The following is an 11,588-nucleotide window of genomic DNA, read 5'->3' as shown; positions in this document are numbered from 1 at the left end:
GTCCTGCCCACCAATGACCAGCTGCGACAACCCGGCCGGCGCATCGCCGCCGAAACGCGCAATCGCTTTTTCAAACAGGGCCTGTACCGCAATTGCAGTCAGCGGCGCCTTTTCCGACGGTTTCCATACCACGCTGTCGCCGCAGGCAAACGCCAACGCGGCATTCCACGACCAGACCGCGACGGGGAAGTTGAACGCGGAGATCACGGCGACCGCTCCGAGCGGATGCCAGGTTTCCATCATCCTGTGGCCGGGACGCTCCGAGGCAATCGTCAAGCCGTAGAGCTGGCGCGACAGGCCGACGGCGAAGTCGCAGATATCGATCATCTCCTGCACTTCGCCCATCCCCTCCTGCAGGATCTTGCCGGTCTCGATCGTCACCAGCTTGCCGAGGGTTTCCTTGTTGCTGCGCAATTCCTCTCCGAACAGGCGCACCAGCTCGCCGCGACGCGGCGCCGGCACCATCCGCCATTGCAGGAATGCCGCATGGGCGGCAGCGACTTTTTCCCGGACCTGCTCCGGCCCGTCGGTCCGGAGGCGGGCGAGCGATTCGCCATCGATCGGCGAGATGCAGGCGAGATCGTTTCCCTGATAGCGGCCGATGTCGGCCTGCATCGCGGACAGCAATTGAGCGATTGATTGCATGGAGTACTCCTCAAGGCGAGATACGCCAGCTTACCGTGAAAAAATGGTTCGGGACCGGCGCACTGGATGCACTGCGTTCGAAATTTCGCAACCGGGGTAAGGGTGCGGCTCGGGTATGATTTGCCTAATGCCATCAAGGAAAGCCGATATGCATTCCCTACCCGAATCGAAGAAAAACCATCTCTGGCGCAAACTCGTCTGGCACACCGATACCGACCTGCACCCGCTGGGTCCATTCCACCTGGCCGAGGTGTATTGCTGCGATGAATCGAACGGCTATGCGATCTGGTATGTGCGGCGTCTCGCCAAGGATGATGCGCGCGGCGTGGCCGGCGTGGAAAATGCGGATTACCTGCTGCAGTACTTTTCAAAAAATCATCGCGATGCGGCCATCGAACGGGCGGTCATGCTCGCCAATGCCGATCCGTCCGCCGACAAGGTGATCGCGGCGCTGGACCGCCTGGCCGGCGGAGCACAGAAAGTTTCCGCCGACCGCTGACCTGGCTACGGCGTGGCCGGATCGAATGTCTTCCTGATGGTTTGCCAGCACTCGAAATATGCGTTTTGCAGCTGCGAGGTTTCGAGGGCGAACTGTGTCGGCTTGATCACCGTGCGGGTTTCGAACATGAAGGCCATGGTGTCGCCGACCTTGTTCGGTTTCGACGTGTCTGCCTGCGAGGCCTTTTCGTAGGTATCGCCGTCCGGGCCATGCCCCGCCATGCAATTGTGCAGGCTGGCACCGCCGGGCACGAAGCCTTCCGCCTTGGCGTCATACTCGCCATGGATCAGGCCCATGAATTCGCTGGCGACATTACGGTGGAACCAGGGCGGGCGGAAGGTGTTCTCGGCTGCCAGCCAGCGCGGCGGAAAGATGACGAAGTCGATCGAATCCACGCCCGGCGTATCGCTCGGCGACTGCAGCACGAGGAAGATCGACGGGTCCGGATGGTCGTAGCTGATCGACCCGATGGTGTTGAAGCGGCGCAGGTCATATTTGTAAGGCGCGTAGTTGCCGTGCCAGGCGACCACGTCCAGCGGCGAATGGCCGATGTCGGCACTCCACAGCCTGCCGTTGAACTTGGCCAGCAGTTCAAATTTCCCCTCGATGTCCTCGTAGGTCGCATGCGGCGTCAGGAAGTCGCGCGGATTGGCGAGGCCGTTGGAGCCGATGACGCCAAGGTCCGGCAGCCGGAGCAACGCACCGAAATTTTCACAAATATAGCCGCGCGCTTCACCGTCCGGCAGCGACACCGCGAACCGCACGCCGCGCGGGATGACCGCGATTTCCTGCGGTTCGATGTCCAGTACGCCCAGTTCCGTCGCGATGTGCAGCCTGCCCATTTGCGGCACGACGAGCAATTCGCCGTCGGCGTTGTAGAAATAGCGGCCTTCCATGGATTGGTTGGCGGCATACAAATGAATCGCGCAACCCGACATGGATTCGGCCGATCCGTTGCCTGCCATGGTGACCAGGCCGTCGATGAAGTCGGTCGGTTTGGTCGGAGGCGGCAGCGGATCCCAGCGCAGCTGATTGGGCGGCGTCGGCGGCACATTCGCGAAGTCGGCGATGATCCTGGATGCTGGCAACAGCCTGAACGGCATATGCACCGCGGCCGGCCTGATCCGGTAGAGCCAGGAACGGCGGTTGTGGCTGCGCGGGGCGGTGAAGGCTGTGCCGGAAATCTGCTCGGCATACAGGCCGTATGGCGGCCGCTGCGGCGAGTTCTGTCCGACCGGCAATGCGCCGGGCAACGCTTCGGTTGCGAATTCGTTGGCGAATCCGGATTGATACGATGCCGCTGGCGAAGAAGCGGGACCAGATCGTCCGGGCGCCTTGGGCAGTTCGGTAACCTTGTTCATCGATATCTCCTGTAAGGGGATGGAGTCCGTTTGCGAAAAGCTTATTGAAACGACTATAGCCGGGAGCGGCGCAAGTTAAAATCCAAATACGAAAATAGAACGTATTTAGGATATCAATAATGCGCAGTCCCCACGATATCGACATGAACCTGCTAGTGGTCTTTCACGAGCTGTACCGGCAACGGCATGTTTCGCTTGTTGCCGAACGGCTGCAACTCTCCCAGCCGACTGTGAGCAATGCGCTTGCGCGCCTGCGCAAGACCTTCGGCGATCCGCTGTTCGTCCGGACCGCGCAGGGCATGCAGCCGACACCGTATGCGCAGGAAATCGCCGAACCGGTCGCCGCCGCGCTTGCCCAGGTAACCAGGGCGTTGAATCGGCAGCAGGTCTTCGATCCGCTGACGAGCACCCGGCAATTCGTGCTCGCCATGACCGACGTCGGCGAGATCCACTTCATGCCTGCCCTGGTAAAAAAATGCGCCGAGGTCGCGCCGCGTGTGCGCATTGGCACGGTTCGGATCAACGCCGTGAACTGGCAGGAAGGCATCGAGACCGGGCAGATCGATCTGGTGATCGGGGCGTTCACCGAGGTATCCGAAAGCCTCTTCCACCTGAAACTGTTCAGCCAGAAGTATGTGTCCATGTTCCGTCAAGGCCATCCCTTCTGTTCGGGCGAGGTTTCCCTGGGTGACTTTCTGGCAGCGCAGCATCTCATCGTATCGTCGCGGGAAAATCCGTACGACCTCATCAACGACAGGCTGGAAAAAGCCGGGGTAACCCAGGCGGCGCGCTTCCGGGTGCCGCACTTTACGTCCGTTCCCTACATCATCAGCACGACCGACCTGGTGGTCACGGTTCCCGAAAAGCTCGCCCGGCGGGCAGGCGAAGCGTTCGGGCTGGTCTGCATGCCGCCGCCGCTGCGCCTGCCGCTCCTGCATACGCATATTTACTGGCACCGGCGCTTCAATGACGATGAAGGCAACCGGTGGATGCGGGGATTGATCGCGTCCCAGTTCAGGGAATGAGCGGCGCTGCGCGGCATTTCTGGCCGAGGCATCGCCATACCGCATGCCCGGGACACGCGATGGCGATGGCGCGGCAACGCTCTAAATCGGAAGTGGCGCTTCCTGCATCAGCGGGATCTGCTCGCGCAGTTCAAGTATCCTGTCCTGCCAGTAACGCTGGGTGTTGAACCATGGGAAGGCCAGGGGAAAAGCCGGATCGTCCCAGCGCCGCGCCAGCCAGGACGAGTAGTACATCAGTCGCAAGGTGCGCAGCGCTTCCACCAGGTGCAGTTCACGCGGATCGAAATCGAAGAAGTCTTCATAGCCGGCCAGCAGATCGCACATCTGCCGCACCATGTCGGCACGTTCGCCCGAGAGCATCATCCAGAGGTCCTGTACCGCCGGTCCCATGCGGCTATCGTCGAAGTCCACGAAATGGGGGCCGTCGTTGGTCCAGAGCACATTGCCGCCATGGCAATCGCCATGCAGCCGCAGGATGCGGGATTCGCCAGCGCGGTCGAAACAGCGGCGGATGCCGTCGAGTGCCTGTTCCGCCACGCTGCGATACGCATCTTTCAAATCCGCAGGCAGGAATCCGTTCGACAATAGGTAGTCCACCGGTTCTTCGCCGAAACTTGCCACATCAACCGACGGACGTGCCTGGTAAGGACGCACCGCGCCAACTGCATGGATGCGTCCGATAAAGCGTCCCATCCATTCCAGCGTCGACCTGTCCTCAAGTTCTGGAGCACGGCCGCCGTGGCGGGCGAATACGGAAAAACGAAAGCCGTTGAAGTGATGCAGTGTGCCGCCTTGCGGAAAGGCGACTGCCGGTACGACGGGGATTTCCTGGTCGACCAGTTCCTGGACGAATCCGTGTTCTTCCAGGATGGCGGCATCCGTCCAGCGCTGCGGACGATAAAACTTCACCACCAGCGGCGGCCCCTCCTCCATCCCGACCTGGTAGACGCGGTTTTCATAACTGTTGAGCGCAAGCAAGCGGCCATCGCTGTAGAGACCGAGTGACTCGAGCGCATCGAGGACAAGATCCGGCGTCAGGCCGGCGAAGCTTGAGACGGCATTTTCATTCATGCCGCCCATTGTACGGGCAATGCCGAATGGCGGGCGGGCGACGCACGCGCTACACTACCGGTCCCGCCCTCACTTGACGCCCCGCCACCATGCATCTCGACGAACCGCTTTCGGACAAGGAATTCAACGAACTGGACCAGTTCCTGCTGTCGGACCGCTGCGCCGACGACGGCATGACCATGGATTCGCTGCACGGCTACCTGACGGCGCTGGCGATCGGCCCGCAGGAAGTCCTGATGGCGGAATGGCTGCCGCGTGTCTGGGGTTCCTCGGGTGAAAGCCCCAAATTCAAGAATGAGAAAGAGGAGCAGCGCATCGTCGGCCTGATCGCCCGCTTCATGAACGAGATCGCCATCACCTTCGAAGTCGCGCCGAAGGAGTTCGAACCGCTGTACTGCGAACATGAATGGGAAGGCAAATCGCTGGTCGACGGCGAAGCATGGGCATGGGGATTCTGGGAAGGCATGAACCTGCGCGCCGATGCGTGGGAGCCGATCTGGAACTCGAATATCGCCGCCATGGTGGAATCGGTCTACCTGCTCGGCGCGGAAGAGATCGAGGAAAGCGAAATGGAACTCGCGGACGATCCGGTCAAGCGCCACAAGCTGGCGATCGAAGTCGAGGCGGCGATTCCGCATATCCACAAATACTGGCTGCCGCACCGCAAGTCCGCCGTCGTGCAGGTACAGCGCACGGAACCGAAGGTCGGCCGCAACGACGAGTGCACCTGCGGCAGCGGCAAGAAGTTCAAGAAGTGCTGCGGCGCCGAACAGTCCTAGCGCCGCATTAACGCATTACCCGCGCTTCGCCGGTCTATACCCCGTATCGCTTCTTGGCATTCGGCTTGATGTTCAGCGTTGCCGCGTAAATCTGCTCCAGCGGCAGCTTGGGTGAACGATCGGCCGTCAGCAAACCGTTCGCCTCCTGATAGGTGTCGGCGAACTGGGTGTAGCAGAAGCCGCTGAACATCGGCGTCTCGTTCACCACTTCCAGCAGCTTGCGATACGCCTCGTGGAACTGCCCGTCGCTGTCCGCTTCCGAGTAGCCCCAGATTTCCGATACGCCCGCCTCCGGTTTCTTGCGATACGCGATACCGCCGAATTCGGTGAGGATGATCGGCTGGCCGCGGTGCGGATAGCCGTCGAGCGTCAGGATGCGGCCGCCGGGACGCCGCCGGTCGAACAACTCCTGGGTATTGGCCGAACCGCCGTAACGCGCCTGCAGCCGCTCCGGATCGGGCTCGTAATCGTGAATGCCGAGCAGGTCGGTCGCCGACGCTTCCCAGCCGTCGTTGCCGATGACCGGACGGGTGGAGTCCAGTGTGCGTGTCAGGTGGTAAAGCGCCTCCACCGCGTTCCGGTGCGCCTGGGTCGAGGTGAGATTGGGCACGCCCCAGGACTCGTTGAACGGTACCCACACGATTACGCAGGGATGACTGTAATCGCGTTCGATGACTTCGGTCCATTCCTTCACCATGCGCCGGATCGCCAATGGCGAGAAGCGGTAGGACGAAGGCATCTCCTCCCATACCAGCAGGCCGAGCCGATCAGCCCAGTACAGGTAGCGCGGGTCCTCGATTTTCTGATGCTTGCGGACGCCGTTGAAGCCCATGGCTTTTGCCAGCTCGACATCGCGCCGCAGTGCATCGTCCGATGGCGCGGTCAGCAGGGTCTCCGGCCAGTAACCCTGGTCGAGCACCAGCCGCAGCTGGTACGGGCGGCCATTCAGCATGAAGCGGTCGCGGTTGATGTTTACCGCCCGCAGCGCGGTGTAGGACTTCACCTTGTCCAGCACCTGCCCCTTGTGCCACAGCAGGATCTCCGCATCGAGCAGCGTCGGATGCTCCGGGCTCCACAACAGTTCATTGCGCGAGTCGTCGATGCCGGGATCGGACAGGCCGATCTTGCGGTGTGCCTCGCCGCCGATGATCTTGTAGCGGTCATCCGCCAGCTTCTTGTTGCTGTGCCGGATCTTCACTTCGATCGTCAGGTCTTCTTCCACTGCGCCTTCAATAAAGGTTTCGCATCCGATTTCGAATCCTTCGAAGTGTGGCGTCCAGCGCAGTTTCTGGATATAGGTGTGCGGCACGCGTTCCAGCCACACGGTCTGCCAGATGCCGGTCGTACGTGGATACCAGATCGAATGCGGCTCCAGTTGCCAGTCCTGCTTGCCGCGCGGCTTGGCGAGGTCGTGGGGATCATCCTCCACGTAGACAGTCACCGTGTGATGGCTTCCTTCACCGAGCGCATGCGTAATATCGGCATGGAATGAAATATGGCCGCCTTCATGTTCGGTGACGAGAAAGCCATTGACCCACACCCTGGCACTGTAATCCACCGCGCCGAAATGCAGCAGCACCCGCCCGCCTTCCGGCTTGATGTCGAATTCCCTTTGATACCAGCATGCGCGATGAAAACCCCGGTCACATATGCCGCTGGCGGCAGCCTCCGGCGCATAGGGCACTTCGATATTCTGCGTCCACTCGATCGGGTCGGATGGATGACGGTATTTTTTTTCGTTGTCGAAGGTAAATTTCCACTGGCCATTCAATGATTGCCAGTGCTCTCGCACCAGCTGCGGGCGCGGATATGCGGTGTCGGCCATTCTTGTTCCTTTTCGGATAAATTCCCGGGTTTGAGTGATTCCAGCCTAGGCTGTTCCCAAATTGACGGAAAATGGCGCAGCTTATGCTGCCTCGCGATCCGCAGCTCTCGCGTCCCAGGCCATCGTGTTCTCAAGCACATATCGCTGCAGGGCATTATCGAAGCGGGGCAGGATCAGTCCGCGTTCGCTCGACAACGACGTCGTGATGGCCGCAGATTCCTCGCGGAAAATCATTCCGGTATCGAGTCCCGCTTCACGGGCCGCACGCACCGCCAGTTCATGCCACGACAGGCTGCCCTGATTGGCCAGATGCCAGATGCCGTTGGCATGGTCGATGGTGAGGTCCAGCGTGGCATGCACGAGGTCCGGTACATACGTCGGCGATACGATGACCGTGTCGCTTGCCTGCACCGGCCTGCCGGCGGCCAGGTCGCGCAGCACCACATGCACGAAGTGATATCTGTCCCATGGACCGAAGAATGCGCTGGTGCGGATGACCAGTGCATCCGGAGCGACCTGGCGCACCCGCTTCTCGGCCTCGGCCTTGCTTTTTCCATAGACGCATTGCGGCGCGACCGGGTCGCTCTCGACATAAGGCTTGCCCAGGCTGCCGTCAAAAACAAGGTCTGATGAAAAGGTGACGAACGGGATGCCGAGATGCGCGCAGGCCCGTGCCAGCAGTTCGGCGCCGTCCGCGTTTTCACGGAAGCAGCGCTCCGGTTCGTGCTCCGCGTCGGCTACCCGCACATAGCCGGCGGTGTTGATGACCGCCCAGGGCCGGTGGCGGGCGATGGCGGCCTCCACCGATGCCTGGTCGGCGATATCCATGTCGGCGCGCGTGAGCAAATCGTATTGCAGATGGCGCGCACTGCAGATACGTGCGAACGCGCGTCCGAGCGTGCCGGTACCGCCGGTGATGAGCAGCTTGCGTTGGGTGCTGATGACGGTCGGCGCTTCCAGCCGCCTGATCTGCGCGAAGTAGCGGTCGTCGCGCTGCCACCAGCCGAGCCCGTCGAGCGCCGGATGGTCGAACTCGCCGGTGCGGGACAATGCTTCGGCCGCTTTCGCGATCGCCGTCGGACGCGGCGGATCGGATCGCACATCGAACGCGCCGCTTTCATAAAAGCCGTTCTTCTCCAGCAGCAGCGAGTTCCAATCGACGCAGCCGAGCAGCGACCAGATCGTCACGGCGCGGATATCGACGCCTTCACCCTGCAGCTTGCGCGCCGCATTCCACACCTGCATCAGCCAGCGCAACTGGTCGTCGCGCGCGCCGCCATGATGCGCCTCCGTCACCGCCATCGGCAGCCGATATCGTTCCCATGCTTCCCGCAGGCGCAGTTCCGGTCCGGTCAACCCATCGGCATAGGGCACCCGCACCGCCTGCACATCCGCATACGGCGGCTGGTCGGCGGCCCGATGAAAATCCGGATAGTCGCGCAGGCGGCGATCGAGAAAACGTTCACTGGTCAGGTAGTGGTTGATGCCGACGATATCGGGCTTACATTGCGCGTCGATGAAGAACGCCAGTTGCCGCCGGTCGATTCCAGCCTGCAGGAACGCGGGATACCACGCATGGCTGCTGTCGATGCGGCCGCAGAGCAGGTCAAGGCTCAGCCATCGCCGCTCGTTCTCATAATCGGCCTGATGCTGCAGGTCCGGCATGCTGAACGCCTTGCCAAGATCTTCCGTCTGCACCAGCTTTGCGGCTGGTGTAACGCGCCGTATCGCCTGCATCGACAGCACCACCGCCCGGCATTGCGTGACGAGGCATCGCAGCATCGACCGCACGTCGCGCCCATGCGGATACCAATGCCCGTACAGGCCGCTGAAGCGTGCGGTGGTCAGCGGCTCGTTCACCGGCGTGAAATGCTCTATCCAGGGGTAGCGTTCCGCAACCCGTTCCGCATGTCGCGCCAGCATTTCCGGAAAGGCGGGATCGAGCAGATGGGTGTAGTAAGGTCCGCTCCCGTGATGCACCAGTCCCGCGATCGGCGACACGCCTGCGGCGCGAAGGCGGGCCAGTCGCTCGTCATGCCAGCGCCAGTCGCATTCATCGGGGTTGTCGGGTGCGATGGTCTCCCACAGTACGGGATAGCGAAGCGTCCGGATTCCCAGCGCGGCAATGGCGTCAATGTCATCGATGCGCGCGTGATGGCCGGTCTCTGCAATCTGGTTTCGATAATTGTCGCGGATGCGCGCGACGGTACATTCAATGCCGCCCCACAATTCGAGCGATGATGGATTCCGCATGGTCGATTTTTGCTGGTCGATCAAGGCAGCCCTCGCGCAATGCCTCAGGATTTTGAGCCGTCGCAAACCATATCTGCGTCAGCGTCGTGGCAAGCCTCATTCGACCGCATTCCGGCGGCATGATGGCTTGCCACGAAAGGAAGGGACCGGGCCGCGGTCAGACGCCCGACTTGTTGGTCCGGGCACCGGCGCTTTTGGATAACTGCACGAGCAGCGTGCCCTTCACCATCGAGAGTGCAACATTGCTGCCGAGGCGAAATCCCTGCATCGCGGCGGCATCCATCAAGGCCAATACCTGTTCATGCGTCAGGTGCTGAAAGTCCTTTCGGACGTATAAAAGTTCGCGGTTCTTGCTGTTCAAATCCGAGACGATTTCTTCCGGCGTCATTGTGTGCTCCCGACAGTTCAACTGACTGATTGGTTAGTGTGAAATTGATGTCAGTTGATTATCAATCAGGCAGCGGTCACGCAACGCTGCAGGGGGCGCTAGTCTATTGTTGACGCTCAATATTTGGTTTTTATTTATTGCGTGATGGAAGTTTACGCTGCGTGAAGGAAACGCCTAGGAAGAAAACCGATCAGCAGGAAGGGAATGCGGGCGTTACCGCATCATGCGATACGCCCTGCCCTGCAGTTGTCGCACGCTATCCCGCGACGTCCCGGAATACCTCTTCTTCGGTACGGTAATCATCAGCGCAGGTCTTGCTGCAAAACTTTCGAACATTGTCGAGCGGTTGATTGCAATACCAGCAAGCACCTTTCGGCTTGAGTGCCGCAATGCCGAGTAGCGGTGCCGCGTGCCGGACCGTGTCCGCGTAATTGTCGATGGGAGTTGCTTCGCTCATGATGTCGTTACCCTGATCTCTGCCGACTGCATGTGAGGTGACCGCCGTGACAAAGTATAGTCTGATCGGCGGTCTCGAAATTAAAGGATTCCAATCAACATCCTTCGCCTGATACTACGCCTCAATCGACCCATATTTGCATTGATGCAAATCATCATCATGAAAGTTATCCACGGCAATCTTGCCTTGTGAATAGGCTGTCAACTTCTCGACACAGCATCGCCTTCCTGCGCAGGCCCTAACCGACCAGAACCGATCCGCGGGAACGAGGCATTTCCGGATCGGCCGTTTTCCTTCCGCAGCGCAGTCAAAACAAAATGTTTCCACAGTGAACTTTTCCGTGGCGCACTTATCCAACATGCCCGCTTGAACAGGCAGAACAAGCTGCGCGCATCGCAGGCCTTTTGCCGTGCACATTCACCGACAGATGCGCACCCTGCTCGCCAGGATTGATGCACCGATCGTGCCGGTTGTTCAAACGTCAGAATTTTTAAACAGACGCAACTTTAGGGAGGTAGTGTGTCAGCAATGCTTGAGTCGGAGGGAATGGCCGTCAGCAGCGCATCCATGTCGGGATCGATTGATATCCGCGAGGGTGATTGGAAATCGTACATGCAGCATCTGGCGAAATACAAAGGCAATCAGGCGCTCGCCGATCGATATGGCGACCGCAATGCCTACCAGCGCGCCTGCGCATTGGCCTACCTCGGCCGCCGCGCACAGGTCCATGGCGGCGTGTACAGCACCAGGCATCCGCACATCATGACGCCGCAATACCTGGCCGACCTGGAAGCCAGCAACAAGGCTACCCGCTACACCCGCTACCCCTGGCTGCGTGCATTGATGACGCTGCTGAGCGAAATCGAGCAGATACAGGACCAGATCTCCGGCGCCAATGTCCTGCCGTTCAATATCGCGGGGAAGTGAGAGGACGGCGGACGAAAAGCAGCCGTCATGCAGTCGGGCGCATCAGGCCCGAGCTCCTCAGGCGGGCGTCTGCTCCACCTGGTGCTCGACGTTGACGGTTTCGTCGCCGATCTTGCTTTGCCAGGCACGCACGAAGAATCCTTTTTCCTGCTCGGTCGGCGGAGTGAACCAGACCACCATCAATCTGCCCTTGTGATCGTGGATGTGTGACAGCTTGCCGAGAAATTCCTGGTTTCCGGCGGCATCCGCCAGCCCGAGCGCATAGCCATAGACGCGGTTGAGACGTTCGATACGGTCGGCTTCGGTGCTGCTGTTGGTTGCGGTGATTTTCGGGTGATCGAGATACATGGCTTTCTCC

Annotated in this window: 12 protein-coding genes; 4 read left to right on the top strand and 8 right to left on the bottom strand. The window is 60.6% G+C overall.

The features are described from left to right. The coding region (locus V7080_RS18035) for an aldehyde dehydrogenase family protein (RefSeq protein WP_334189779.1) at window positions 1–645 on the bottom strand (645 nt) is incomplete at its 3' end. 148 nt (window positions 646–793) lie between these two features. On the opposite strand from V7080_RS18035, the gene V7080_RS18030 reads away from it, so the two are divergent. After that, a complete protein-coding gene (locus V7080_RS18030) occupies window positions 794–1,144 on the top strand; it encodes a hypothetical protein (RefSeq protein WP_334189778.1) in 351 nt (116 codons plus the stop codon). A 5-nt stretch (window positions 1,145–1,149) separates the two neighbouring features. Here V7080_RS18030 and hmgA read toward each other — a convergent pair whose 3' ends face one another. Beyond that, window positions 1,150–2,505 carry a homogentisate 1,2-dioxygenase gene (hmgA, locus tag V7080_RS18025; protein WP_334189777.1) on the bottom strand — a complete coding sequence of 452 codons (1,356 nt, stop codon included), beginning with the start codon at window positions 2,503–2,505 and terminating at the stop codon, window positions 1,150–1,152. 119 nt (window positions 2,506–2,624) lie between these two features. On the opposite strand from hmgA, the gene V7080_RS18020 reads away from it, so the two are divergent. Then, window positions 2,625–3,530: a LysR family transcriptional regulator gene (locus tag V7080_RS18020; protein WP_334189776.1), complete on the top strand. Its 906-nt coding sequence runs from the start codon at window positions 2,625–2,627 to the stop codon at window positions 3,528–3,530. An 81-nt stretch (window positions 3,531–3,611) separates the two neighbouring features. Here the strand turns inward: V7080_RS18020 and V7080_RS18015 are convergent, their stop codons facing one another. Continuing rightward, window positions 3,612–4,601 (bottom strand): serine/threonine protein kinase, encoded by a 990-nt coding sequence (locus V7080_RS18015; RefSeq protein WP_334189775.1) that lies wholly within the window; start codon window positions 4,599–4,601, stop codon window positions 3,612–3,614. A gap of 89 nt (window positions 4,602–4,690) precedes the next feature. On the opposite strand from V7080_RS18015, the gene V7080_RS18010 reads away from it, so the two are divergent. Next, window positions 4,691–5,380, top strand: coding sequence for a UPF0149 family protein (locus tag V7080_RS18010; RefSeq protein WP_334189774.1), 690 nt, complete (start codon window positions 4,691–4,693; stop codon window positions 5,378–5,380). A gap of 34 nt (window positions 5,381–5,414) precedes the next feature. Here the strand turns inward: V7080_RS18010 and V7080_RS18005 are convergent, their stop codons facing one another. The 4 genes from V7080_RS18005 to V7080_RS17990 all read right to left on the bottom strand — a co-directional run bounded on the left by V7080_RS18005 (window position 5,415) and on the right by V7080_RS17990 (window position 10,303). Further along, window positions 5,415–7,205 (bottom strand): glycoside hydrolase family 2 protein, encoded by a 1,791-nt coding sequence (locus V7080_RS18005; RefSeq protein ID WP_334189773.1) that lies wholly within the window; start codon window positions 7,203–7,205, stop codon window positions 5,415–5,417. Between the two features lie 81 nt (window positions 7,206–7,286). Next, on the bottom strand, window positions 7,287–9,458 hold the full coding sequence (locus V7080_RS18000) for a family 1 glycosylhydrolase (RefSeq protein WP_334189772.1): 2,172 nt from the start codon (window positions 9,456–9,458) through the stop codon (window positions 7,287–7,289). Window positions 9,459–9,615: 157 nt separating this feature from the next. Beyond that, window positions 9,616–9,846, bottom strand: a complete 231-nt coding sequence (locus V7080_RS17995) for a hypothetical protein (protein WP_334189771.1) — start codon at window positions 9,844–9,846, stop codon at window positions 9,616–9,618. Window positions 9,847–10,102: 256 nt separating this feature from the next. Beyond that, window positions 10,103–10,303, bottom strand: a complete 201-nt coding sequence (locus V7080_RS17990; RefSeq protein WP_334189770.1) for a hypothetical protein — start codon at window positions 10,301–10,303, stop codon at window positions 10,103–10,105. Between the two features lie 519 nt (window positions 10,304–10,822). Between V7080_RS17990 and V7080_RS17985 the strand changes: the two genes are divergently transcribed. After that, window positions 10,823–11,230, top strand: coding sequence for a hypothetical protein (locus V7080_RS17985; RefSeq protein WP_334189769.1), 408 nt, complete (start codon window positions 10,823–10,825; stop codon window positions 11,228–11,230). A 57-nt stretch (window positions 11,231–11,287) separates the two neighbouring features. Here V7080_RS17985 and V7080_RS17980 read toward each other — a convergent pair. Continuing rightward, window positions 11,288–11,588 (bottom strand): hypothetical protein (locus V7080_RS17980; protein WP_334189768.1); only part of this gene is annotated, 301 nt, incomplete at its 5' end.

Origin of the sequence: Noviherbaspirillum sp. (assembly GCF_036846085.1) — a bacterium.
Classification (GTDB): domain Bacteria; phylum Pseudomonadota; class Gammaproteobacteria; order Burkholderiales; family Burkholderiaceae_D; genus Noviherbaspirillum.
Note: the sequence above shows the minus strand (reverse complement) of the source record. Positions and strands in the feature narration are given on the sequence as shown.